The sequence below is a fragment of the Streptomyces sp. NPDC028722 genome (genome assembly GCF_040637655.1).
Lineage (GTDB): Bacteria > Actinomycetota > Actinomycetes > Streptomycetales > Streptomycetaceae > Streptomyces.
Window position 1 is genome coordinate 349445 of the sequence record NZ_JBEZWU010000003.1, and the last position, 24616, is coordinate 374060.

Annotated in this window: 23 protein-coding genes and 1 riboswitch; of the genes, 10 read left to right on the forward strand and 13 right to left on the reverse strand. The window is 72.9% G+C overall.

Annotated elements, in window-relative coordinates:
• The first annotated feature begins 16 nt into the window (after positions 1-16).
• Positions 17-1666, forward strand: coding sequence for a DNA repair helicase XPB (locus AB0F03_RS06860; protein WP_361987244.1), 1650 nt, complete (start codon positions 17-19; stop codon positions 1664-1666).
• A 30-nt stretch (positions 1667-1696) separates the two neighbouring features.
• Here the strand turns inward: AB0F03_RS06860 and AB0F03_RS06865 are convergent, their stop codons facing one another.
• The gene (locus tag AB0F03_RS06865; RefSeq protein WP_361987246.1) at positions 1697-2032 is read right to left on the reverse strand and encodes a hypothetical protein; all 336 of its coding nucleotides are present in this window, start codon (positions 2030-2032) and stop codon (positions 1697-1699) included.
• Positions 2004-3107 carry a glycosyltransferase 87 family protein gene (locus AB0F03_RS06870; protein ID WP_361987515.1) on the reverse strand — a complete coding sequence of 368 codons (1104 nt, stop codon included), beginning with the start codon at positions 3105-3107 and terminating at the stop codon, positions 2004-2006. The genes AB0F03_RS06865 and AB0F03_RS06870 overlap by 29 nt, the downstream gene beginning before the upstream one ends.
• Before the next feature lie 342 nt (positions 3108-3449).
• Between AB0F03_RS06870 and AB0F03_RS06875 the strand changes: the two genes are divergently transcribed.
• A complete protein-coding gene (locus AB0F03_RS06875; protein ID WP_361987248.1) occupies positions 3450-5483 on the forward strand; it encodes a UvrD-helicase domain-containing protein in 2034 nt (677 codons plus the stop codon).
• Between the two features lie 12 nt (positions 5484-5495).
• Here AB0F03_RS06875 and AB0F03_RS06880 read toward each other — a convergent pair whose 3' ends face one another.
• The gene (locus AB0F03_RS06880; RefSeq protein WP_361987250.1) at positions 5496-6236 is read right to left on the reverse strand and encodes a copper homeostasis protein CutC; all 741 of its coding nucleotides are present in this window, start codon (positions 6234-6236) and stop codon (positions 5496-5498) included.
• A gap of 124 nt (positions 6237-6360) precedes the next feature.
• On the opposite strand from AB0F03_RS06880, the gene AB0F03_RS06885 reads away from it, so the two are divergent.
• Together AB0F03_RS06885 and AB0F03_RS06890 are read left to right on the forward strand one after the other, a co-directional pair.
• Positions 6361-7005 (forward strand): hypothetical protein, encoded by a 645-nt coding sequence (locus AB0F03_RS06885; RefSeq protein ID WP_361987252.1) that lies wholly within the window; start codon positions 6361-6363, stop codon positions 7003-7005.
• A gap of 36 nt (positions 7006-7041) precedes the next feature.
• Entirely contained in the window at positions 7042-8133 is a 1092-nt protein-coding gene (locus AB0F03_RS06890; protein WP_361987517.1) for a GNAT family N-acetyltransferase, read from the forward strand.
• On the opposite strand, the gene AB0F03_RS06895 is transcribed toward AB0F03_RS06890, so the two are convergent.
• Both AB0F03_RS06895 and AB0F03_RS06900 read right to left on the reverse strand, forming a co-directional pair.
• On the reverse strand, positions 8115-8390 hold the full coding sequence (locus AB0F03_RS06895) for a DUF4031 domain-containing protein (RefSeq protein ID WP_361987254.1): 276 nt from the start codon (positions 8388-8390) through the stop codon (positions 8115-8117). The two genes, AB0F03_RS06890 and AB0F03_RS06895, sit on opposite strands and share 19 nt — an antisense overlap.
• Positions 8391-8397: 7 nt before the next feature.
• The gene (locus AB0F03_RS06900; protein WP_361987256.1) at positions 8398-8781 is read right to left on the reverse strand and encodes a hypothetical protein; all 384 of its coding nucleotides are present in this window, start codon (positions 8779-8781) and stop codon (positions 8398-8400) included.
• 55 nt (positions 8782-8836) lie between these two features.
• Between AB0F03_RS06900 and AB0F03_RS06905 the strand changes: the two genes are divergently transcribed.
• From AB0F03_RS06905 to AB0F03_RS06920, 4 genes are all read left to right on the forward strand, one after another.
• Positions 8837-9742, forward strand: a complete 906-nt coding sequence (locus tag AB0F03_RS06905; RefSeq protein WP_361987258.1) for a MurR/RpiR family transcriptional regulator — start codon at positions 8837-8839, stop codon at positions 9740-9742.
• Between the two features lie 122 nt (positions 9743-9864).
• Positions 9865-10788: an N-acetylmuramic acid 6-phosphate etherase gene (murQ, locus tag AB0F03_RS06910; RefSeq protein WP_361987260.1), complete on the forward strand. Its 924-nt coding sequence runs from the start codon at positions 9865-9867 to the stop codon at positions 10786-10788.
• Between the two features lie 16 nt (positions 10789-10804).
• Complete coding sequence (locus AB0F03_RS06915; RefSeq protein WP_361987262.1) at positions 10805-12340, forward strand: PTS transporter subunit EIIC; 1536 nt, start codon at positions 10805-10807, stop codon at positions 12338-12340.
• Positions 12341-12541: 201 nt separating this feature from the next.
• Positions 12542-13111: a hypothetical protein gene (locus tag AB0F03_RS06920; RefSeq protein WP_361987264.1), complete on the forward strand. Its 570-nt coding sequence runs from the start codon at positions 12542-12544 to the stop codon at positions 13109-13111.
• Positions 13112-13138: 27 nt separating this feature from the next.
• On the opposite strand, the gene AB0F03_RS06925 is transcribed toward AB0F03_RS06920, so the two are convergent.
• From AB0F03_RS06925 to thrC, 5 genes are all read right to left on the reverse strand, one after another.
• Positions 13139-14260, reverse strand: coding sequence for an NADH:flavin oxidoreductase (locus AB0F03_RS06925; RefSeq protein ID WP_361987266.1), 1122 nt, complete (start codon positions 14258-14260; stop codon positions 13139-13141).
• Positions 14261-14495: 235 nt separating this feature from the next.
• Positions 14496-16118, reverse strand: coding sequence for a chaperonin GroEL (groL, locus tag AB0F03_RS06930; protein WP_361987268.1), 1623 nt, complete (start codon positions 16116-16118; stop codon positions 14496-14498).
• 355 nt (positions 16119-16473) lie between these two features.
• Positions 16474-16677 (reverse strand): cold-shock protein, encoded by a 204-nt coding sequence (locus AB0F03_RS06935; RefSeq protein WP_004929928.1) that lies wholly within the window; start codon positions 16675-16677, stop codon positions 16474-16476.
• Between the two features lie 440 nt (positions 16678-17117).
• Positions 17118-17393, reverse strand: coding sequence for a MoaD/ThiS family protein (locus tag AB0F03_RS06940; protein ID WP_361987270.1), 276 nt, complete (start codon positions 17391-17393; stop codon positions 17118-17120).
• Positions 17390-18673 carry a threonine synthase gene (thrC, locus tag AB0F03_RS06945; protein WP_361987271.1) on the reverse strand — a complete coding sequence of 428 codons (1284 nt, stop codon included), beginning with the start codon at positions 18671-18673 and terminating at the stop codon, positions 17390-17392. Before thrC ends, AB0F03_RS06940 begins: the two co-directional genes overlap by 4 nt.
• 17 nt (positions 18674-18690) lie before the next feature.
• Positions 18691-18847, reverse strand: a riboswitch (SAM riboswitch).
• A 156-nt stretch (positions 18848-19003) separates the two neighbouring features.
• Here thrC and AB0F03_RS06950 point away from each other — a divergent pair.
• Both AB0F03_RS06950 and AB0F03_RS06955 read left to right on the forward strand, forming a co-directional pair.
• Positions 19004-19948: a glucosyl-3-phosphoglycerate synthase gene (locus tag AB0F03_RS06950; protein ID WP_361987273.1), complete on the forward strand. Its 945-nt coding sequence runs from the start codon at positions 19004-19006 to the stop codon at positions 19946-19948.
• A gap of 74 nt (positions 19949-20022) precedes the next feature.
• Positions 20023-21468 (forward strand): trehalose-6-phosphate synthase, encoded by a 1446-nt coding sequence (locus AB0F03_RS06955; protein WP_361987275.1) that lies wholly within the window; start codon positions 20023-20025, stop codon positions 21466-21468.
• A 636-nt stretch (positions 21469-22104) separates the two neighbouring features.
• Here AB0F03_RS06955 and otsB read toward each other — a convergent pair.
• The 3 genes from otsB to AB0F03_RS06970 are packed head-to-tail and all read right to left on the reverse strand — an operon-like array spanning position 22105 to position 24511.
• The gene (otsB, locus tag AB0F03_RS06960; protein ID WP_361987277.1) at positions 22105-22962 is read right to left on the reverse strand and encodes a trehalose-phosphatase; all 858 of its coding nucleotides are present in this window, start codon (positions 22960-22962) and stop codon (positions 22105-22107) included.
• 35 nt (positions 22963-22997) lie between these two features.
• Positions 22998-23222: a DUF3263 domain-containing protein gene (locus tag AB0F03_RS06965; RefSeq protein WP_361987279.1), complete on the reverse strand. Its 225-nt coding sequence runs from the start codon at positions 23220-23222 to the stop codon at positions 22998-23000.
• A gap of 35 nt (positions 23223-23257) precedes the next feature.
• Positions 23258-24511: an extracellular solute-binding protein gene (locus AB0F03_RS06970; RefSeq protein ID WP_361987281.1), complete on the reverse strand. Its 1254-nt coding sequence runs from the start codon at positions 24509-24511 to the stop codon at positions 23258-23260.
• Between the last annotated feature and the right edge of the window lie 105 nt (positions 24512-24616).

Sequence of the window (24616 nt, forward strand, 5' to 3'; positions counted from 1 at the left end):
AAAGGGTGTGCCGCGCGTGAACGGTCCACTGATCGTCCAGTCCGACAAGACCCTGCTCCTGGAGGTCGACCACGAGCGGGCCGGGGACTGCCGGCGTGCCATCGCGCCCTTCGCCGAGCTGGAGCGGGCACCCGAGCACATCCACACCTACCGGGTGACCCCGCTCGGCCTGTGGAACGCGCGCGCCGCCGGCCACGACGCCGAGCAGGTCGTGGACGCCCTCGTGGAGTACAGCCGGTACCCGGTGCCGCACGCGCTGCTCGTCGACATCGCCGAGACGATGGACCGCTACGGCCGCCTCACCCTGAGCAAGCACCCCGCGCACGGCCTCGTCCTCACCACCACCGACCGCCCGGTGCTGGAGGAGGTGCTGAAGTCCAAGCGGATCGCCCCGCTGGTCGGCAACCGTATCGACGCGGACACCGTGGCCGTGCACCCCTCGGAGCGCGGGCAGATCAAGCAGACGCTGCTGAAGCTGGGCTGGCCGGCCGAGGACCTCGCCGGGTACGTCGACGGTGAGGCGCACCCCATCGACCTCCTGGAGGACGACTGGGCGCTGCGGCCGTACCAGAAGCAGGCCGTGGAGAACTTCTGGCACGGTGGCAGCGGCGTCGTGGTGCTGCCCTGCGGCGCGGGCAAGACGCTGGTCGGGGCCGGGGCGATGGCCCAGGCCCGGTCCACCACCCTGATCCTCGTCACCAACACCGTCTCGGCCCGGCAGTGGAAGCACGAGCTGGTGAAGCGGACGTCGCTGACCGAGGAGGAGATCGGCGAGTACAGCGGGACGCGCAAGGAGATCCGTCCCGTCACCATCGCCACCTACCAGGTCCTCACGACCCGGCGGAAGGGCGTCTACCCGCACCTGGAGCTGTTCGACTCCCGGGACTGGGGGCTGATCGTCTACGACGAGGTGCACCTGCTGCCCGCGCCCGTCTTCAAGTTCACCGCCGACCTCCAGGCGCGGCGGCGCCTGGGTCTGACGGCGACGCTGGTCCGCGAGGACGGCCGCGAGTCGGACGTGTTCTCGCTGATCGGGCCGAAGCGGTTCGACGCGCCCTGGAAGGAGATCGAGGCGCAGGGCTACATCGCGCCCGCCGACTGCGTCGAGGTCCGCGTCAACCTCACCGACACCGAGCGGCTGGCGTACGCCACCGCCGAGGCGGAGGAGAAGTACCGCTTCTGCGCGACCACCGCCACCAAGCGGAAGGTCACGGAGGCGATCGTCCGCCGGTTCGCGGGGCAGCAGATCCTGGTCATCGGCCAGTACATCGACCAGCTGGACGAGCTGGGCGAGCACCTGAACGCGCCCGTCATCAAGGGCGAGACCTCCAACGCGCAGCGGGAGAAGCTCTTCGACGCCTTCCGCCAGGGCGAGATCAGCGTGCTGGTGGTGTCGAAGGTCGCCAACTTCTCCATCGACCTGCCGGAGGCCACGGTCGCCGTCCAGGTGTCGGGGACGTTCGGCTCCCGGCAGGAGGAGGCCCAGCGGCTCGGCCGGGTGCTGCGCCCCAAGGCCGACGGCCACCAGGCGCACTTCTACTCGGTCGTCGCACGCGACACCCTCGACCAGGACTTCGCCGCCCACCGCCAGCGGTTCCTGGCGGAGCAGGGGTACGCGTACCGGATCATGGACGCGGACGAGATCCTGGCGGAGGGCCAGGCCTGACCGGAAGGGCCGCCGGGGCGGCCGGTCGGTCTAGAAGAACGCGTAGCTGTCCATCCAGCCCTTGGTCGTGCCGGACTTGCCGTAGTACCAGGTGACGCCCTTCTTGTACGCGGTGCAGTACACGCGCACCTTGCTGCCCGCGAAGACGGACTTCTTCACCTTGTAGGTGTAGCCGGGGCCGGTGTGCATGTCGGCGTGGTCCCACTGGACGACCGGGTAGGTGGCGTCCTTGATGTTCTTGGTGCACCCGGACGAGTCCACGGCGAAGGCGCCGGGCGCGGCCAGGACGGTGGCGCCCAGGGCCAGGGCGGTGGCGGCGGTCAGAGCGCCCACCGCCTTACGGATCGGAAGCGTCGAGAACGGCATGCGATTTCCCCGTTTGCTCGGTCGTGAGGTTCGGACAACGGTTGATCATGCTGTCACACGAGCCGGCCCGTCCGAACGGCAGGAGGAACGGCAGGAGGAACGGCAGCAGGGCGTACGGTGCTGCCAACGGCTGCTGCCACCACGGCAGTTCCAGGTCCAGGCCGCCCGCGTGGGGGACCAGCCACATCGTGCGGGCGGTGAAGACGAGGGCCACCAGCACGGCCGTACGGGTGCGGCCCTCCGCCAGCAGCACCGCGAGCAGCGGCACGCACCACACCCAGTGGTGGGTCCAGCTGACCGGGCAGACCAGCAGGGCCGTGAACGCGGTCAGCAGGACGCCGTGGCTCTCCCGGCGGGCACGGCGGGCCAGCGCGAGGCCCGCCACCGCGACCGCCGCCGCCGGCAGCGCCCAGGCGAGACCCGGCGCGGGGTCGTGCAGGGCCCGCGCGACCAGCCCCCGCAGGGACTGGTTGTCCACGATCCACGCCTTGCCGACCCGGCCGGTCTCGTACAGCCGCCGGGTCCAGAAGTCGGCGCTCGCCGCGGGGAGCAGCAGGAAGCCGAGCAGGACGGTGGCGGCGAGACCGGCCGCCGCCGTGGCCGCCTGCCGCCGGCGTCCGCGCAGCAGCAGGTAGACCAGGAAGAGGACCGGGGTGAGTTTGACGCCGGCCGCCAGGCCGAGGGCCAGGCCCCGGGTGCGGGCGCCGGGCGGCCGGGTCAGGTCCCACAGGGTCAGGCAGACGACGGCCAGGTTGACCTGGCCGAACAGGACCGTCTGGAACACCGGTTCCAGCCAGAGCGCGGCGGCGGTGGCCGTGCACAACCGGGCCGGGGACAGCGGGCGGGACGCCAGGCGGGCGGAGAGGGCGACCAGGCCGGCGAGCAGAACCGCGTCGCCCGCCAGGGAGGCCGCCTTCAGGACGGGCAGGGGGAGCCAGGCGACGGGGACGAAGAGGAGTGCCGCGAAGGGCGGGTAGGTCGCCGGGAGCCGCCACTCGGTGACCGTGAAGCCGTACAGGTCGCCGCCGTGCGCCGCGGCGGCGCCCTCGGCCCGGTACACCAGCAGGTCGGCCATCGGGGCCCGCTGCGCCACGCACAGGGCGGTGAAGCAGCCGAGGGAGAGCACCAGGAGGAGCACGGGCAGGACAGGCAGGACGGACGCGGGAGGGGCAGGGGCCGGGGGGAGAGGCGTCACCGTCCGTTTCCGCACGGATATGACTTTATGTCGATCTTCGGTGCCGCGCGTGCCGTGAATCCCCGCGGCACCGACATGCGGCACCGATATTCGGTGGCCCCCACCCGACGGCCCCTCTACAATCTCCGCTCTTGCCCGCCTCCGCCACGGAGCGCCGCCGCCCGGCCGGAAACCGGACGGCATCGTCACAGCCCACGCAGCAGGCCCACCGGAGGCACCCCCTTGTCCACGCCCACCGACGACCCCCTCGCCCGCGAACGCGCCCACCTCGCCGCGTCCCGTGCCGCCCTGCGCGCCATGCGCGAGGACGCGGAGGCCCTGGACATCCGGGACGTCACCGCGAACTGGGTCAACGCCGAAGTGCTCGCCCGGCAGATCGAGGCGCGCGTCAAGGCACTGGCCGACCTCAGCGGCACCCCGCTGTTCTTCGGCCGCCTCGACTACCAGGAACAGCGGTGGGAGACGGGCGGACGCTTCTACATCGGGCGGCGGCACGTGCACGACGCCCACGGCGACCCCATGGTCATCGACTGGCGCGCACCGGTCTCGCAGCCGTTCTACCGGGCGTCCCGCAAGGACCCCATGGACGTCGGGCTGCGCCGCCGCTTCGGCTACACGGGCGGGGACCTCACGGCGTACGAGGACGAGCACCTCGGTGACCCGGCCGGCCCGACGGAGGACGGCCCCACCAGCAAGCTGCTCCAGCAGGAGATCGAACGGCCGCGCGTCGGCCCGATGCGGGACATCGTCGCCACCATCCAGCCCGAGCAGGACGAGATCGTCCGCAGCGGGCTCGGCGGCACGGTCTGCGTGCAGGGAGGGCCGGGGACCGGCAAGACGGCCGTCGGCCTGCACCGGGTGGCCTACCTGCTCTACGCCCACCGCGAGCGGCTGGCCCGCACCGGCACCCTCGTCATCGGACCGAACCGGTCCTTCCTGCACTACATCGAACAGGTGCTGCCCGCCCTGGGCGAGCTGGCCGTGCAGCAGGCCACCGTCGACGACCTCGTCGCCCATGTGGAGGTGCGCGGCACCGACGACGCGCCCGCCGCCGTCGTCAAGGGCGACGCCCGGATGGCCGAGGTGCTGCGCCGGGCCCTGTACTCCCACGTGACCATGCCGGCCGAGCCGGTCGTGGTGGTGCGCGGCTCCCGGCGCCGGCGGGTCCCGGCGTACGAGCTGGAGGACATCGTCCGCGAGCTGCTGGCGCGGGACATCCGCTACGGGGCCGCCCGCGAGGCCCTGCCGCAGCGCATCGCGCACGCGGTGCTCGTGCAGATGGAGCGGGCCGGGGAGGCCCCGGACGACCGGGTGCAGGACGCGGTCGCCCGCAACGCCGCGGTGAAGGCGGCCGTGAAGACCGTCTGGCCGGCCGTCGACCCGGCGAAGCTGGTGCTGCGGCTGCTGACCGACCCGGAGTTCCTCGCCGAACACGCCGCCGGGCTCCTGGACGGGGACGAGCAGCGGACGATCCTGTGGGACAGGCCGGTGCGGAGCGTGAAGGCGGCCAGGTGGTCGGCGGCGGACGCCGTGCTGATCGACGAGGCGACCGACCTGATCCAGCGCACGTCCTCGCTCGGCCACGTCGTCCTGGACGAGGCGCAGGACCTGTCCCCGATGCAGTACCGCGCGGTCGGCCGCCGCTGCACCACCGGCAGCGCGACCGTCCTGGGCGACCTCGCGCAGGGCACGACCCCGTGGGCGACCCGGAGCTGGGCGGAGGCGCTGGGCCACCTCGGCAAGCCGGACGGGGTCGTCGAGGAGCTGACGGCCGGTTTCCGCGTGCCGACGGACGTCATCACGTACGCCTCCCGGCTGCTGCCCCACATCGCGCCCGGCCTCACCCCGGTCGCCTCCGTCCGGGAGAACCCGGGCCTCTTCGAGATCCGTACGGTCGCGGAGCCGGCCGGTGTCGTCGCCGCCTGCGCCGAGCTGCTGTGCAACGAGGGCTCGACCGGCCTGATCGCGGCCGACGCCCGGATCCCGGAGCTGGCCGAGGCGCTGACCGCGGCCGGCATCGGATACCTCGGGCCGGGCCAGGAGACGACCCGGGAGACCCGGCTGACCCTCGTCCCGGCCTCCCTCGCCAAGGGCCTGGAGTACGACTACGTGGTCCTGGACGAGCCGCGGGCCGTGGTGGACGGCGAACCGGACGAACGCACGGGCCTGCGCCGGCTGTACGTGGCGCTGACCCGCGCCGTGTCGGGCCTGATCGTCACCCACGCGCACCCCCTGCCCGCCCAGCTCGCCGGGTAGCGCGCGATACGGCTAGTCGGCGTAGGCGTCAGCGTCGGCGTCGGCGTCGGCGTCGGCGTCGGCGTCGGCGTCCAGGGTCGTGCGCCAGCGGGTGACCGCGTCCGCCGAGACCGGCCCCTGCCAGCCGTCGGGGCGGGCCGCGCCGCCGATGTGGAACGCCGCGAGGCCGCCGGCCCGGAGCCGGGGCACGTGGTCGAGCCGGAGGCCGCCGCCCACCAGGATCTGCTGCGCGTAGCCGGGTTCACCCCCGCGTGCCTCCTCGGCGAGCAGGGTGGGCAGGCCGTCGTCCACGCCGGTGGCGGAGCCGGCGGTGAGGTAGGTGTCCAGGCCGGGCAGGTCGGCGAGGTGTTTGCGCAGGGCGTCGCGGTCGGCGGCCCGGTCGATCGCCCGGTGGAACGTCCAGGGGCAGCCGTCGAGCGCGCCCACGACCCGCTCCACCGCGGCCAGGTCGACACCGCCGGCCGCGTCCAGGAAGCCCAGCACGAACTGGTCGGCGCCGGCCGCCCGCAGCTCGCCGGCGACCCCGGCCAGCCGTGTCACGTCACCGGCGGCGAAGCCGTCCGCGAGGCGGAGCATCACGCGCAGGTCGATGTCGACGGCGGCGCGGATCGCGGCGACGGTGGCGGGCGAGGGGGTGAGCCCGTCGGCCGCCATCTCGGTGACCAGCTCCAGCCGGTCCGCGCCTCCGGCCTGGGCGGCGACCGCGTCCTCGGTGTCGAGGGCGATCACCTCCAGGACTGCACGCTTGCTCATGGCACCCCATTCCCTCCGCCACTACAGGTCTAGTCCATTCAAAGCGTACGCCGGAACGGGCACGTCCCTCACCCGAAACGGAACCCGGGCGCCGGTGGACGGGCGGCGCGGCAGAATGCCGTCCATGGCCGATCTCGACGCCCTCCGCCTCCGTTTCGCCCGCGCCCTGGAAGCCGCCCGCGCCCCCGGCGACGGCCCCGACCCCACGCCGTACGCCGACAACCTGCTCATCCGCTGGCAGGAACCGCAGCGCCGCTACCACACGGTGGCCCACCTCACCGAGGTGCTCGACCACGTCGACACCCTGGCGCCCTGCGCCGCCGACCCGGACGTGGTCCGCCTGGCCGCCTGGTTCCACGACGCCGTCTACCTGCCCGAACGGTCCGAGAACGAGGAGCGGTCCGCGCGGCTGGCCGAGCGCGCGCTGCCCGAGACCGGCCTGTCCGGCGCGAAGACCGCCGAGGTGGCCCGGCTGGTCCGGCTCACCGTCACGCACGACCCGGCCGCCTCCGACCGCGACGGCCAGGTGCTGTGCGACGCCGACCTGGCGGTCCTGGCCGCGCCCCCGTCGGCGTACGCCGCCTACACCGCCCGGATCCGCGAGGAGTACCACTTCGTCCCCGACGCCGCCTTCCGCACGGGCCGCTCGGCGGTCCTGCGCCAACTCCTGGAGCTGCCGCGCCTGTTCCGCACGCCGTACGGCCAGGAACACTGGGAGGCCACCGCCCGCCACAACCTCGCCGGCGAGCTGGAAATGCTGTCGCCCTGAGAACGGCCCCCGCCGTACTGTGCGCGCATGCGGATGATGAGCGGGGACCAGGTGGAGGCGGCCGTCGCGCACTGCACGGCGACACTGCGCGCGGCACTGGACCGGGACTGGGACGCGGTCCGCGCGGCCGGCATGGAGTGGAGCTGCCGTACGACGGCCTTCCACATCGCCCAGGCCTTCACCCACTACGCGAGCCGTCTCGCCAGCCGCGCCCAGGACCGCTTCCCGCTGGCCATCACCCTCCCCGAGGGCACCGACAACGCCGGACTGCTCCAGGTGATCGAGGCGACCGGCGCCCTGGTGGCGGCCACCGTCCGCAGCGCGCCGCCCGGGGTCCGCGCCTTCCATCCCCAGCCCTTCGGCACCGCCGACCGCGAGGGTTTCGCGGCGATGGCCGTCAACGAGACGCTGCTGCACACGCACGACATCGCCGGGGGCCTCGGCCTCGCCCACGAACCCGACCCGGACCTCGCCGCGGCCGTCCTCGCCTGGCTGTTCCCCCACGTCCAGCCCGGCCCCGAGCCGTGGCCGACCCTGCTGTGGGCGACCGGCCGCGGTGAACTGCCCGGCCGCGCCCGGATCACCGACTGGACCCTGTACAACAACCTGGTCCTCCCCACCGAGCGCCTCCTCCTCACCGGTATCCGCCCCGCCGTCGCCGACGACGTGCGCCTCGGCGGCAGGGGCGGCCTGGACTGGCTCGGGGACGGCCCGCACGACGGCACCCGGCAGGCCTGCTCGTATCTGATGAAGTCCTACGAAACAGGCGTCCACCGACCGGAGTTCGGCGTCTTCGCCCTCGTCCGGCAGCAGGACGGCCGCGCGGTCGGCGGTGTCTGCTTCCACGGCGCCCCCGACGACGAGCGCCGGGTGGAGATCGGCTACGACCTGATCGAGGGCGCCCGCGGCGACGGCTACGCGACCGAGGCCGTGCGCGCCCTGACCGAGTGGGCACTGGCCCGGGACGACGTCGACACGGTCATCGCGACGATCGAGCCGGACAACGTCTCCTCGCAACAGGTGGCGACCCGGGCCGGGTTCGTCCGGGCGACCGTGGACGAGGAGCGGACCGCCCACGAGGAGTACGGCATGGACAGCGGCCTCCGGCTCTACGTGCGCCGCGCCTGAAGCCCCTTCGGCCGGCGCAGCCCGGACGCCCGCAGCAGGCGCACCACCTCGCGGCTGCGCACCTCCACCGCCCCGGCGGCCACCGCGTCCGCGTACCGGTGCGACGGCAGGTCGTAGTGGTCCCGCTCGAAGGCCCGCCGCGGGACGCCCAGCCCCTCGGCGAACCGGTGCAGTTCGTCGTAGGACACATCGCTCACCAGATGCGACCACATGCGCCCGTGTCCGGGCCAGGCCGGCGGGTCGATGTAGACGGTCATCGGCGCCTCACGAGGACGCCGTCCCGCCCGCGGCCGAGCCGAGTGAGCCCACCGGGGCGACCTTCACGCCCGCCTGATGGCACACCCAGTGCGGATCGGGGCCCAGTTCCGGCTCCACCTCCAGGGCGTGGGGGTCGCCGCCCCCGCACACCGGGCACAGCGGCCAGCGGCCGTACCGGTCCAGCAGCGCGTCCTGCACGTCCTGCGCGACCAGCCCGGCGACGTAGCCGGCGCCCTCCGGCCACTGCTCGACCCACCAGCGCCGCTGCACGACGGAGTCCTCCACCAGCGAGACCACGTCCGGCTCCGCGGCCCCGCCCGCGACCAGGTCCGCGAGTACCAGGGCGCGGGCCGCGTGCAACGCCTGTTCCAGGGGGCTGATGGGATCCATGCACCCATTGTGCGCAGTCTTGACCCCGGCACGGAACCGAAAATATCTTTCAGGTGTGACCCAGGACCTGAAGGAAAGTTTCGGCAGTCCGGGCGGCTCTCTCGCCGCCAAGGTGCGCACCCTCGCCCCCTCCATGACCCGCTCCATGCAGCGCGTCGCCGAGGCCGTCGCGAGCGACCCGGCCGGCTGCGCCGCCCTCACGGTCACCGGCCTCGCCGGGCTCACCGGCACCAGCGAGGCCACCGTCGTGCGCACCGCCCGGCTGCTCGGCTACCCCGGCTACCGCGACCTGCGCCTCGCCCTCGCCGGCTTCGCCGCCCAGCAGCAGTCGGGCCGCGCGCCCGCCATCACCACCGACATCGCGGTGGACGACCCGATCGCCGACGTCGTCGCCAAGCTGGCCTACGAGGAACAGCAGACCCTCGCCGACACCGCCGCCGGACTCGACACCGGCCAGCTGGGCGCGGCCGTCACCGCGCTCACCGGCGCCCGGCGCACCGACGTGTACGGCATAGGAGCCTCCGGGCTCGTCGCCCAGGACCTCACCCAGAAGCTGCTGCGGATAGGGCTCATAGCCCACGCGCACAGCGACCCGCACCTCGCCGTGACCAACGCGGTGCAGCTCCGCCCGGGAGACGTGGCCATCGCCATCACGCACTCCGGGTCCACCGGGGACGTCATCGAACCGCTCCGGGCCGCCTTCGAGCACGGGGCGACGACCGTCGCCGTCACCGGCCGGCCCGACTCCCCCGTCACCCAGTACGCCGACCTGGTGCTGACCACGTCCACCTCGCGGGAGTCGGAGCTGCGGCCGGCCGCGATGTCCTCCCGGACAAGTCAACTCCTGGTCGTGGACTGCCTGTTCGTGGGCGTCGCCCAGCGGACGTACGAGACGGCGGCGCCCGCGCTGGCCGCGTCGTACGAGGCACTGGCCCACCGCCACCGCAGCGCTTCGCGCTAGAACGTAGGACGGACCGTTCGCGGGGATCCGCGGGCTCACTGGGCTTGTCGCGCAGCTCCCCGCGCCCCGGAGCGGTTCACTGTCCCCCCTGTCGAAAGAGCCCCCGGAGAGAGCCACCCCCCATGACCTCTCATGACCTGCGCACCGAACTGGCTTCCCTGACCACCGAGGCCTTCCGGCCCGAGCTGGCCGACATCGACCGGCTGCCCACCCTGGAGATCGCCCGGCTGATGAACGGCGAGGACGCGGGCGTGCCCGCCGCCGTCGCCACCCAGCTGCCGCGGATCGCCGCCGCCGTCGACGCCGTCGCCGCCCGCATGGCCCGCGGCGGACGGCTCGTCTACGCCGGAGCCGGGACCGCCGGCCGGCTGGGCGTGCTGGACGCCTCCGAGTGCCCGCCCACCTTCAACACCGATCCCGCCCAGGTCGTCGGCCTCATCGCGGGCGGCCCCGACGCCCTGGTGACCTCCGTGGAGGGCGCCGAGGACTCCGGGGAACTCGCCCGCAGGGACCTCGACGCGCTGAAGCTGAACGCCGAGGACAGCGTGGTCGGCGTCTCCGCCTCCGGCCGCACCCCCTACGCGGTCGGCGCCGTCGAGCACGCCCGCGCACTGGGCGCCCTGACCGTCGGCCTGGCCTGCAACGAGCACAGCGCGCTGGCCGCCGCCGCCGAGCACGGCATCGAGGTCGTCGTGGGCCCGGAGCTGGTCACCGGCTCCACGCGGCTGAAGGCGGGCACGGCCCAGAAGCTCGTGCTCAACATGCTGTCGACCATCACGATGATCCGGCTCGGCAAGACGTACGGGAACCTGATGGTCGACGTGCGCGCCTCGAACGACAAACTGCGGGCCCGCTCCCGCCGGATCGTCGCGCTCGCCACCGGAGCGGGCGACGAGGAGATCGAGAAGGCCCTCGCCCAGACCGGTGGCGAGGTCAAGCACGCGATCCTGGCCCTGCTCGCCGGAGTCGACGGCCCGACGGCCGCCCGCCTTCTGGAGGAGTGTGACGGCCATCTGCGCGCCGCGCTGGCGCACGCCCCCCGTTGACCCGCACGCTCGGGGCGTGCGCAACGACCCCGTCTCCACCGCGACCGCCGTCCTCGCCCGGGTGGGCGGTCCGGCCAACGTCGTCTCCGTGACCCACTGCATGACCCGCCTGCGGCTGACCCTCGCCGACCCGGCGGCCGGGGACGAGGAGGCCCTGCGGGCCCTGCCCGGCGTGCTCGGGGTGGTGGACGGCGGGGACGTGTGGCAGATCGTGCTCGGGCCCGGGGTGGTCGACGCGGTCACGGCCGAGGTGCGGACGCTGCTGGCCGGACCGCCGGCCGCCGGCGCCGCCGACGGGGCGGTGGCCGGGGCGGTGGCCGGCCGGGACGCCCGGGCCCCCGAGGACCTCCTCCGGCTCCGCGGCGCCGGCCCCGAGGCCGCTGCCGGCCGGGGCACCCGGGCCGCGGAGGCCGACCGACACCGCGACGCCGGCCCCGTCCGCACCGCCCTGCGCCGCGTCGCCCACGTCTTCGTCCCGCTGATCCCCGCCCTCATCGGCTGCGGCATCCTGGCCGGGCTCAACGGCCTGCTGCTGAACGCCGGCCTGCTGCCCGCGCTCACCCCCGCCCTGACCTCGATCGCCTCCGCGTTCATGGCGCTGATCCCGGTGTTCGTCGGCTACAACACGGCGAAGGAGTTCGGCGGCACGCCCGTGCTGGGCGGGGCGGTCGCGGCGGTCGTGGTGTACCCGGGCGTGGCGAAGGTGACGGCGTTCGGTGTGCACCTGGCGCCCGGGCAGGGCGGGGTGCTCGGCGCGCTCGCGGCGGCGTTCCTGGCCACACGGGTGGAGAAGTGGTGCCGGGGCCGGGTCCCGGGCGCGCTCGACGTGCTGCTGACCCCGACCGTGACGGTCCTCGTCGCCGGCCTGGTGACGCTGTACGGCCTGATGTACGCGGCCGGCACGGTGGCGACGGCGATCGGCACGGCCGCGACCTGGCTGCTCGACACCACCGGGGCCCTCGCCGGGCTGCTCCTGGGCGGCCTGTTCCTCCCGCTGGTCCTGCTGGGCCTGCACCAGGCCCTGATCCCGCTGCACGCCACCCTCATCGAACAGCAGGGCTACACGGCCCTGCTGCCGCTGCTCGCGATGGCGGGCGCCGGCCAGGTGGGCGCGGCCCTCGCGGTCTACGTCCGCCTCCGCCACGACGTCCCGCTGCGGACGACCATCAGGTCGGCGCTCCCGGCGGGCCTGCTGGGGGTCGGCGAGCCCCTCATCTACGGCGTCTCCCTGCCGCTCGGTCGGCCGTTCCTGACCGCCTGCGCGGGCGGGGCGGCGGGCGGGGCGTTCATCGGCTTCTTCGCCATGCTGGGCACCCGGGTGGGCGCCACGGCGATCGGCCCGTCGGGCTGGGCCCTGTTCCCGCTGCTGGCCGGGAACCGCGGCCCGGCCCAGCTGGCCGCGGTCTACGCGGGCGGCCTCCTCACCGGCTACCTGGTGGGCTTCCTGGCCACCTACGCCACCTTCCGCCCCGCCACCGACAGCACCGACACCGGCACCGGCACCTCAGCATCCACCCCCACGACCGCCACCGCCCCGGCCCCCGGCACCTGACCCACCCGGCGGAGGCGCGGCCGGGCCCAGGGGCCGGCGCCGCGGCCGCCCACCGGGCGCCACGCGGCGGGCGGGTTCCTGCGCGCGTCCGAGTCGGCGCCGTACGCCTTCGGGGCGCGTGCACAAGCCGCAGGCGTCGCCCGTGCGGGCCGGTGTTCCGTGGGGCAGGGCACCATGGTGGGGAGGAGGCGACCGATCGACATGAACCATGCCCAGCTCACCGCCCTCGGACGGGCCCTGCGGCTGCTCGGGGAGCACGGAGAGGCCCTGACCGCCGACACGCCCGACGCCCGGCTGCACGAGATCAAGAGCGATCTGCGGCGCGCCCTCGACCTGCTGGACGACAGCGTCACGGCCGGCGCGCCCGCCACCCGGTGCCCCGAGCATCCGCAGGGGCCGGTCGACGAGAGCGCCCCCGACCTGTGTCTGCTGTGCGAGACCCGGCGCCGGGCCGCCCGCCGCTCGGAGTTCCAGGGCAGGACCCGGCCAGGCGAGCCGGTGCCGTCGGCCCCCTCCCGCTACGGCGTCCGCGGCGACCGGCCACAGCCCCAGCAGCGGTGGCTGCCGGAGCGGTGGAACGGCCAGGAGTGGCAGCTGTGCGGCACGCCCCGGCGGGACCTCCGCGAGGCCGAGGCGTACCTCGCCGCCCAGCGGCGCGGCTCCCGGCCGGCCATGGCGTACCGGCTCGTGCACGAGTTCACCGACTACGAGGTGCTGCGGGTGTGGGGAACGCCGCTCCGGGTCGACATCGAGCCCATGGGCAATCTGTAGCGGGCCGGCGACCGGCCGGCGTCCGGGTCAGCTCAGGGTCTTGACCGCCGCCGCGTCGTACGGCGCCAGCTCGTCGAAGCGGTCGGCGAGCACCTTCGCGGCCCACTCCGGGTCCTGGAGCAGCGCGCGGCCGACGGCGACCATGTCGAACTCGTCGGCCTCCAGGCGGTCCAGGAGGTTGTCGAGGCCCTGGACCGGGGAGCCCTCGCCCTGGAAGGCGTGCACGAAGTCGCCGTCGAGGCCGACCGAGCCGACGGTGATGACCGGCTTGCCGGTGAGCTTCTTGGTCCAGCCGGCCAGGTTCAGGTCCGAGCCGTCGAACTCGGGGAGCCAGTAGCGACGGGTGGAGGCGTGGAACGCGTCGACACCCGCCTCCGCGAGCGGGGTGAGGATGGCCTCCAGCTCCTCGGGGGTCTCGGCGAGCCGGGCGTCGTACGCCTCCTGCTTCCACTGCGAGTAGCGGAAGATGACGGGGAACTCCGGGGAGACGGCGTCGCGGACGGCGGCGACGATCTCCGCCGCGAACCGCGCCCGGGACGCCGGGTCGCCGCCGTAGCCGTCGGTACGGCGGTTGGTGTGCGCCCAGAAGAACTGGTCGAGGAGGTAGCCGTGGGCGCCGTGGATCTCCACGCCGTCGAAGCCGATGCGCTCGGCGTCCGCCGCCGCCCGGGCGAACGCGCCGATGACGGCGTCGATGTCGGCCTGGGTCATGGGGGTGGCGTCCGCGGTGCCGTTGATGCGCAGGCCGGAGGGGCCGTGGGAGGGGGCGTCCGGGAAGGGCGCGTCACCCTGGTTGCGGACGGTGCCGATGTGCCACAGCTGCGGGACGATCGTGCCGCCGGCCGCGTGCACGTCCTCGGCGACCTTCGCCCAGCCCGCCAGCTGCTCCTCGCCGTGGAAGCGCGGGACGCGGTCGCTCTGGCCGGCCGACGCGTGGCCCACGTACGTGCCCTCGGTGACGATGAGGCCGACACCGGCGGCAGCGCGGCGGGCGTAGTACGCGCGCACGTCCTCGCCGGGGACGCCGCCCGGGGAGAACATGCGGGTCATCGGCGCCATCACGATCCGGTTGGGGACGGTGAGGCCGTTGAGGGCGATCGGCCGGGACAGGATCCGGGCCGTGCGGGAGGCGGGGGTCGTGGCGGTCACGTAGGGGCTCCTCGGGAATTCGCTCGGTAGACCATGCGGTATGTGCGCACGCAATGTTGCACCTACTGAATGAACTCCGCACGCGCGTCCCCGCATTCCACCCGCACCGCGCCGCCTCCGTGACCCCGGTCACACACCGCGCGCCCGCGGGGGGAAACGCCCGAGGGCGGCACCTCCTGCCTCAGCAGGGGGTACCGCCCTCGGTCGGAAGGACAGGCGATCAGCCGGAGGCCGATCAGAAGTCCATGTCACCGCCCGGCATGCCGCCGCCGGCCGGCGCGGCGTTCTTCTCCGGCTTGTCGGCGATGACGGCCTCGGTGGTGAGGAACAGCGCGGCGATCGACGCGGCGTTCTGGAGCGCGGAACGCGTCACCTTGGCCGGGTCGATGATGCCCTCGGCGACCAGGTCGACGTACTCACCGGTCGCGGCGTTCAGGCCGTGGCCCGGGGTGAGGTTGCGCACCTTCTCCACCACGACACCGCCCTCGAGGCCGGCGTTCACGGCGATCTGCTTCAGCGGGGCCTCGAGCGCGATGCGCACGGCGTTGGCGCCGGTCGCCTCGTCACCCTCGAGCTCCAGCTTCTCGAAGACCTGGGAGGCCTGGAGCAGGGCCACGCCACCACCGGCGACGATGCCCTCCTCGACGGCCGCCTTGGCGTTGCGGACGGCGTCCTCGATGCGGTGCTTGCGCTCCTTGAGCTCCACCTCGGTGGCGGCACCGGCCTTGATGACCGCGACACCGCCGGCGAGCTTCGCCAGGCGCTCCTGGAGCTTCTCGCGGTCGTAGTCCGAGTCGCTGTTCTCGATCTCGGCGCGGATCTGGTTGACCCGGCCGTTGACCTGCTCGGAGGAGCCCGCACCGTCGACGATGGTGGTCTCGTCCTTGGTGATGACGACCTTGCGGGCGCGGCCCAGGAGGTCCAGGGTCGCGTTCTCCAGCTTGAGGCCGACCTCCTCGGAGATCACCTCGCCGCCCGTGAGGATGGCGATGTCGCCGAGCATGGCCTTGCGGCGGTCGCCGAAGCCCGGGGCCTTGACGGCGACGGACTTGAAGGTGCCGCGGATCTTGTTGACGACCAGGGTCGACAGGGCCTCGCCCTCGACGTCCTCGGCGATGATCAGCAGCGGCTTGCCCGACTGCATGACCTTCTCCAGGAGCGGGAGCAGGTCCTTGACCGAGGAGATCTTGGAGTTGGCGATGAGGATGTAGGGGTCCTCGAGCACCGACTCCATGCGCTCCATGTCGGTCGCGAAGTAGGCGGAGATGTAGCCCTTGTCGAAGCGCATGCCCTCGGTGAGCTCGAGCTCCAGACCGAAGGTGTTGCTCTCCTCGACGGTGATGACGCCTTCCTTGCCGACCTTGTCCATGGCCTCGGCGATGAGCTCGCCGATCTGGGTGTCGGCGGCGGAGATGGACGCGGTGGAGGCGATCTGCTCCTTGGTCTCGACGTCCTTCGCCTGCTCCAGCAGGGCGGCGGAGACGGCCTCGACGGCCTTCTCGATACCGCGCTTCAGGGCCATGGGGTTGGCGCCGGCGGCGACGTTGCGCAGGCCTTCCTTGACCAGGGCCTGGGCGAGAACGGTCGCGGTGGTCGTACCGTCACCGGCGACGTCGTCCGTCTTCTTGGCGACTTCCTTGACCAGCTCGGCGCCGATCTTCTCGTACGGGTCCTCGAGCTCGATCTCCTTGGCGATGGAGACACCATCGTTGGTGATCGTGGGGGCGCCCCACTTCTTCTCGAGGACGACGTTGCGGCCCTTGGGGCCGAGCGTCACCTTCACGGCGTCCGCGAGCTGGTTCATGCCGCGCTCGAGGCCGCGCCGCGCCTCCTCGTCGAACGCGATGATCTTGGCCATGTGAAGTGGTCCCTCCAGGACTGGGGGTGATTCCTTCGGACCGCGCCCGCGCCCGCGACGGACGGCTCGCCGGCCGCGTGGTTCCTTGCCCCACTTGGCCTGCGGGCCTCACCGACCCGGTCCTTCGTTGTCACTCTCACCTTCAGAGTGCTAACGCCAATGATTAGCACTCGGCATGGTCGAGTGCAAGCGCCTCGGGGGGTGAGAGCCCTCCGTCAGCCCCCCGCGAACACCCGCCGGCACGCGCGCGCGGGCGCGGACCGGACGCGGACCCCGCCCCGGACCGGCGCGGATCCGGGCACGGCGAAGGGCCCGCACCCTGTGCCGGTGCGGGCCCTTCGCCAACGAGAAACGTTCAGGCGCTGAGGCGAACCATGTCGGCCTGCGGGCCCTTCTGGCCCTGCGAGATCTCGAACTCCACCCGCTGGCCCTCTTCCAGGGTGCGGTAGCCGTCCATCTGAATGGCGCTGTAATGGACGAAGACGTCCGCACCACCGTCGACCGCGATGAAGCCGTACCCCTTCTCCGCGTTGAACCACTTGACGGTGCCCTGAGCCATGCCTAACTCCCCTATTACTGGCCCTTGCACAGATCCACACTTCGCGGACCCGGGTCAGACCTCACCCCCCACTGGCCGGGGGCGTGCGCCGGAACGCGTCGACCGCGGCTGAATGTATCTGTCCAACTGCCGTCTGCAACAGGTCAATCGGACGAGAAATCTGGACGCGGGCGGTCCGGAATGTGGCGAGAATTCATCCGACTTCAGGGCAAGTCGGGCCCCGCAAAGGGAACAAATGCCGCGGAACACCCCAGCACTTTGGCTGTTTCTTATCGGGCGTGCGGCATGAATTGAGGGGCCGCCGACCCGAGGACCGCGACCGTGTTCCCCAACTCTACCGCGCTCAATCACACAGAATTGCCCCCTCCGCTTCTCTTACGGAGGGGGCAATCACATGAACGATATGTAACCGGCGTTACCGAAGGTAATGATGCGGCGGATCAGCCGCCGGCGACCGCCGGAATGATCGACACTCCCGCACCGTCCGGCGTGGCGGTCTCGAGGCCCTGCTCGAAGCGGACGTCGTCGTCGTTGACGTACACGTTCACGAACCGGCGCAGCTTGCCCTGGTCGTCCAGCACCCGGGCGGCGATCCCGGCGTGGTTCTTCTCCAGGTCGGCGATGACGTCGGCGAGGGTCGCGCCCTCGGCGGCGACCTCGGCCGAACCGCCGGTGTAGGTGCGCAGGATGGTGGGGATGCGAACGGTCACGCTCATGCGAGGCCAGCCTCTCGGAAGGAGTCCAGGGTCGGGCGGATGGTGGCGGTGAGACCGGTCCCGGCCACCGCGTCCAGGGTCTTCAGGCCGTCACCGGTGTTCAGGACGACCGTGGTCTTCGCCGGGTCCAGCACACCGTTCTCGATCAGCTTGCGGGTGACGCCCACGGTGACACCGCCGGCGGTCTCCGCGAAGATGCCCTCGGTCCGCGCGAGCAGCTTGATCGCGTCCACCACCTGCTGGTCGGTGACGTCCTCCACGGCACCACCGGTGCGGCGCGCGATGTCCAGCACGTACGGGCCGTCGGCCGGGTTGCCGATGGCGAGCGACTTGGCGATCGTGTTCGGCTTCTGCGGCCGTACGACGTCGTGCCCGGCCTTGAAGGCGGTGGACACCGGCGAGCAGCCCTCGGCCTGCGCGCCGAAGATCCGGTACGGCCGGTCCTCGACGAGACCGAGTTCGATCAGCTCCCGGAGACCCTTGTCGATCTTCGTGAGCTGGGAGCCGGAGGCGATCGGGACCACGATCTGGTCGGGCAGCCGCCAGCCGAGCTGCTCGCAGATCTCGTACGCCAGGGTCTTGGAGCCCTCCGCGTAGTACGGCCGCAGGTTGACGTTGACGAAGCCCCAGCCCTCGCCGGCCGAGTCGCCGATCAGCTCGGAGCAGAAGCGGTTCACGTCGTCGTAGTTGCCCTCGATGCCGACCAGTTCACCGCCGTATACGGCGGCCATGACGACCTTGGCCTGCTCCAGGTCGTGCGGGATGAACACGCAGGAGCGCAGGCCGGCCCGGGCGGCGGCGGCGCCGACGGCACCGGCCAGGTTGCCCGTGGAGGAGCAGGACAGGGTGGTGAAGCCGAAGGCGCGGGCGGCCTCCAGGGCCTGGGCGACGACCCGGTCCTTGAAGGAGTGCGTCGGGTTCCCGGAGTCGTCCTTCACGTACAGCCCGCCGGTCACGCCCAGCTCGCGCGCCAGGTTGTCCGCCCTGACCAGCTCGGTCCAGCCCGGGTTCAGGTTGGGCTTGCCGGCGACGTCCGCGGGGACCGGCAGCAGCGGGGCGTAGCGCCAGATGTTCGCGGGGCCCGCCTCGATACGGCGGCGCAGCTCTTCGGTGTCGTGGGCGGAGAAGTCGTAGGCGATCTCCAGCGGACCGAAACACTCCTCGCAGGCGAAGACCGGGCCGAGCGGCACCCGGTGACCGCACTCGCGACAGCTCAGGGCCGTGGCGGGACCGAGGTCGACGGTGGAACTGCCGGTGCTTGCAACTGTCTGCACAGCCATGGAGGCGAGGCCCTTTCTCCTCATCTTCCTCACGACGCACTTCGCCGTGAGACGGATTTGGCACCTTCCCTAGCCGGGAGCCTCGCGAAGACGATCAGAACTGATCTACGAGAACCGACTGGAGGGTTGCCGGGGCTTCATCGGGCCGTGTCCCTCTGCCCCTCTGGATGAGCAATATGTGGTTGTGGACGCGAGCGACCCCCGACATGCGATGGTCACCGGCGTTGTTCAAGACTGTAACCGAAGGCCAGGACAGTTGAGATAGTCGTCCGTACCGCGAGATGGATCACACCGTGTGCGTGTGGTCGTGACAGTGAGGAACCACAGACCGTGCTGGAAGAAGTCGAGCGCTGGCTGGCCGACCGCTCCTGGTCCGTGACCGACCGCCCGCCCCACCGGATCCTGGCCGCCAAGCAGCGCACGGGCCAGACGATCAGCGTCGTGCTGCCCGCGCTCAACGAGGAGGAGACGGTCGGCGACATCGTCGCGGTCATCCGCCACGACCTCGTGGAGCAGATACCGCTGGTCGACGAGATCGTCGTCGTCGACTCCGGCTCCACCGACCGCACCGCGCAGGTCGCCGCGCGCGCCGGCGCCCGGGTCGTCCACCGCGACGCCATCCTGCCCCGCATCCCCGCCGTCCCCGGCAAGGGCGAGGTGCTGTGGCGCTCGCTGCTGGTGACCGGCGGGGACATCGTCTGCTTCATCGACGCGGACCTGCGCGAGTTCTCCTCCGACTTCGTCACCGGGATCGTCGGCCCGCTGCTCACCGACCCCGGCGTCGACCTGGTCAAGGCGATGTACGACCGCCCGCTCGGCGGCGCGGCCGGACAGGGCGGCCGGGTCACCGAACTCATGGCCCGGCCGCTGCTGAACATGCACTGGCCGCAGCTGGCCGGTTTCGTGCAGCCGCTGGGCGGCGAGTACGCGGCCCGCCGCACCCTGCTGGAGCAACTGCCGTTCCCCGTCGGCTACGGCGTGGAACTGGGGATGCTGGTGGACGCGCTGCACCTGGCCGGCCTGGACGCGCTCGCCCAGGTCGACGTGGGCGTGCGCCTGCACCGCCACCAGGACGGGCAGGCCCTGGGCCGGATGGCCGCCGCGATCTACCGCACCGCCCAGCTCCGGCTGGCCCGCGGCCATCTGGTCCGGCCCGCGCTGACCCAGTTCGAGCGGGGCGAGAACGGGTTCGAGCCGCGCACCTACTCGGTGGACACCGAGGAACGGCCGCCCATGGTGGAGATCGCCGAGTACGCCGAGCGCAAGGTGGCGTGAACAGTCCGTATACGGCCCCCTTCGTGGGCGGACCGCACGTTTGAGCGTTTGTGGGCCGGGCTAGGTTGAGGCGTATGGCTTCCACGCACGGCGCTGCTGAAAAGGCTCAGGTGCTGGTCGCGTCCAATCGCGGCCCGGTTTCGTATCAGATCGACGAGGAGGGATCGCTGCACGCCAGGCGGGGCGGCGGCGGGCTCGTCTCCGGGCTGTCGGCCATCGGGTCCGACGCGGACTCCGTGTGGGTGTGCGCCGCGCTCGGCGGCGGCGACCGCGAGGCCGTACGGCGCGCGGACGGCGCGCTGCTGCCGGCCGGGGACACCGGCGGGCAGCGGGTGCGGATGCTCGACATCGACGCGGCCGTGCACGCCGAGGCCTACAACGACATCGCCAACTCGGTGCTCTGGTTCATCCACCACATGCTGTACCAGACCCCGATGGAGCCGGTCTTCGACGCGGAGTTCCGGCGGCAGTGGGCGTCGTACCGGGCCTACAACCAGGCGTTCGCCGAGGCGCTCGCCGAGGAGGCCGCCGAGGGCGCGGCGGTGCTGATCCAGGACTACCACCTGGCCCTCGCCCCGCGCATGCTCCGCGAACTCCGCCCCGACCTGCGCATCGGCCACTTCTCGCACACCCCGTGGGCACCGCCGGACTACTTCCGCCTGCTGCCCGACGACATCGCCGCCGAGCTGCTCGGCGGCATCCTGGGCGCGGACCGCGCGGCGTTCCTCACCCAGCGGTGGGCGGACGCCTTCACCGCCTGCTGTCAGGTGGCCCTCGGGCCCGACGCCGCCGCCGGCACCCGGATCGGGGTGCACGGTCTGGGCGCGGACGCGGACTTCCTGCGCGGGCGGGCCCACCAGGACGACGTGGCCGAACGGATGACGGCACTGCGCGAGGAGATCGGCCGGGGCCCCGACGGGACGGCGCGCAGGACGATCGTCCGGGTGGACCGCACCGAACTGTCCAAGAACATCGTCCGCGGGATGCTGGCCTACCGGCAGCTGCTCGACGACCACCCCGAATGGCGGGAGAAGGTCGTCCACGTGGCGTTCGCGTACCCGTCCCGGCAGGACCTCGCCGTGTACCGCGAGTACACCGCCGAGGTGCGGCGGGTCGCGGACGACATCAACGAGCGGTACGGCACGGCGGGCTGGACCCCGGTCGTCCTGCACGTGAAGGACGACTTCGCCCGTTCCCTGGCCGCCTACCGGCTGGCCGACGTGGCCCTGGTGAACCCGATCCGCGACGGCATGAACCTGGTCGCCAAGGAGGTCCCGGTGGTCTCCGACGAGGGCTGCGCGCTGGTGCTCTCCCGGGAGGCCGGGGCGTACGAGGAGCTGGGCGAGGACTCGATCGTGGTGAACCCGTACGACATCGGGGGAACGGCCGAGGCGCTGCACACGGCCCTGGGCCTGCCCGTGGCCGAGCGGGCGGAACGGTCCAAGCGGCTGGCCGCGGCGGCGACCGCGCTGCCGCCGGCACGCTGGTTCCTGGACCAGCTGGACGCCCTGCGCGACTGACCGGCCGACACCGGCCACCCGACACCTCCCGGCACCGGCTCCCCCACACCCGACCAACACCCGGCCCCGCCGGCTCCCCCGGCGAGGGCCGGGGAGCCGGCGCCCTGGGGAGCCGATCGGCCCCAACCGGTGCCCCGGGGACCGACCGCCGACACCCGGCGCCCCGAACCGGTCGGCCGGTGCCCCGGGAAACTGGTCAGCCGGCACCCGACACCCGGGCAGCCCCCACCGAGCCCTGCGCAGCCAGTGCCCCGCGAAACGACCGGCCGGCACCCGTACCCCGGGGAGCTGTCCGTCCCGCACCCGGCGCCCCGAGCCCGGCCGGTGCCCCGGGGAACTGGTCAGCCGGCACCCGACACCCGGGCAGCCCCCACCGCGCTGGGCGGCCAGTGCCCCGCGAAGCGACCCGTCGGCACCCGTACTCCGGGGGAGCGGTCCGTCCCGCACCCGGCGCCCCGGGCGCGACCGGCCGGCGGCCTGCGGAGCGGACCGCCGACACCCGGCACACCGGACCCGACCGGCCCTGGGGGCCGACGGCCTGTGGAGCTGACCGCCGGTGTCCGGCACCCGGCACACCGGACCCGGCCGGGCTCCGGGGAGTCGGGGGCCCGGGGAGCTGTCCGGTCGGACGGGGCTTCAGTTCAGTTGGGCCGCCAGTGCCCGCAGCAGTTCCACGACGCCTTCCGGGCCGGCCACCACCAGGTCGGCGCGGTCCGCGAGTTCGGTGACCTCCGTGCTGCCGCTGCACACCAGCAGGCCGGGCGTGCCGGCCGCGCGGAGTTCGTCGACCGCGGCGAAGGCGGGCAGGTCGCCCAGGTCGTCGCCGGCGTAGACGACGCAGCCGGCCCGGGTGGCGCGGGCGTGGTCCAGGAGGGCCACGCCCTTGTCCATGCCCGGCGGGCGCAGTTCCAGGACCAGGCGGCCGGGTTCGACGATCAGGCCGTGCCGGGTGGCGAGGCCGGCGAGGGGACCGCGCAGGGCCTCGAACGCGGCCTGCGGGTCGGCGGCGCGCCGGGTGTGGACCGCGAGCGCCCGGCCCTTGTCCTCGATCCACGTGCCCGGCCCGGCGCCGGCGCGCTCCAGCAGGCCGGGCAGCTCGGCGCGGGCCGCGGCCACGCCCGGGTGCGGGGGCGGCGCGGTGACCTTGCCCGTGGCCGCCTCCCAGCGTTCGGCGCCGTAGTGGCCGAGGACGGTGAGGTGCTCCAGGCCGGGGACGTCCGCGAAGCCGCCGTACCGGACCGCCACCTCGGGCGGCCGGCCGGTGATCACGGCGACGGAGGCCACCTCGGGGGCGAGCGCGGCCAGCGCGGGCACGGCCCCGGGGTGGGCGCGGGCCTGTTCGGGGTCGGCGACGATCGGGGCGAGTGTGCCGTCGAAGTCCAGCCCGATCACGGCGTCACGGGGCCGGGCGAGCAGCGCGGCGAGCCCGTCCCGGCCGGCCTGGGTGATCGGGAGCGGCAGCGGGTGCAGGGAGTCCGTCGTATGGGTGCCCATACGGCGACCCTATCCACGGAAGGCCGGTCCACTCCTCAGCGTTCGGCGCGCCGCGTCCGCCGGATGCGGCGCAGCCGGTTGACGGTGACCGGGTCGTGGGCCAGGGCCCGGGCGTCGTCCAGGAGGGCGTTGAGGAGCTGGTAGTAGCGGACGGGGGACAGATCCAGCTCCTCGCGGATCGCCCGTTCCTTCGCGCCGGGCCCGGGGAACGCCCGGCGCTCCAGCGCGAGGATGGCCTTCTCGCGGCTGCCCAGTTCCATGGGAGCCACCGTAGCGCCGGGCACCGACAGCCGGGCTAGCCGGCGGTGCCGCTGTCGGCCGCCGTGGCCGTGGACTGGAGGCCGGTCAGGACGGCGGAGGGGCTGCCGCCGGGGGCGACGGCCTGCCCGATGTTCTGCTTCACGGCCGCGCTGACCGACGCCCAGGAGGTCTTGCCGACGGGGTACAGCTGGGACGTGGGCAACTGGTCCAGGAAGGGGCGCAGAACCTTGTCGGAGGCCTTGCCGGACGTGCTCATGGCGGTGGAGGCGGAGCCGGTGACCGGCAGCAGCCCGTACATGCGGGAGAAGGCGAGGACGTTCTTCTCGCTGTACACGTAGTCGAGGAAGTCGCCGATCTGCTCGGCGTGCCCGTTCTGCCGGAAGCCCATCATCCAGTCGGCGACGCCCATGGAGGCCCGGGCCTTGCCGGTGCGGCCCGGCATCGGCACCGTGCCGAACTTCACGCCCTTGCGGCCGGCCTGCTGGATCAGCGTGGGGTGTCCGTTGAGCATGCCGACCTGGCCGTCGGCGAACGCGGCGAAGGCGTCGGCGCGGTTGAGTTTGCCGGGGGCGACGGGGCCGGTCAGGCCCTTGCCGACCAGCTCGTCCTTGAGCCAGGCGAACGTCTCCATGTTCTGCGCGGAGTCGAGGGTGTAGGTGCCGACGTCGTCGGTGTAGCCGCTGCCGCCGCTGAGCAGCCACTGCATGGTCTCGGCCTGGGCCTCCTCGGGGCCGAGCGGCAGGGCGTAGGGGTACTTCACGCCCTTGTCCTTCAGGGCCCGGGCGTCGGCGGCCAGCTGGTCCCAGGTGGTGGGCGGGGTGATGCCGGCCTGGGCGAACAGGGTCTTGTTGTAGAAGAGGACCCGGGTGGAGGCGGCGAACGGTATGCCGTACTGGGTGTGCTTCCACTCGCCGGCGTCGGAGAGCTGGGAGAGCAGGTCGGCCTGGGTGCGGATGGAGAGCAGGTCGGAGACCTGGTAGAGCTTGCCGGCCGCGGCGTAGTCGGCGTAGGCGCCGATCTGGGCGAGGTCGGGGGCGTGGCCGGCGTCGACCATCTCCTTGACCTTGCGGTCGACGTCGTTCCACGAGTAGACGCTGACCTCGACCTTCACGCCGGAGTGGTGCGCCTCGTACTCCTGGGCCAGGTCGTTCCAGTACTTCTTGGAGCTGTTGGCGGCCGAGTCGCCGTAGTCGGCGGCGACGAGTCTGAGCGTCACGTCGGAGGAGCCCGTGCTCCCGCAGCCGCCGAGAACCGCCGTCATGCCCAGTGCGGACACCACCGCGATCATTCCTGCTGTACGCCGACGCACCCTCAAAGCCCCAACCCTGCTGTCTGACCGTTCGATATATGGACACGTAAGGTCTACACCACGTGAGTGGACTAGACCTTTCTC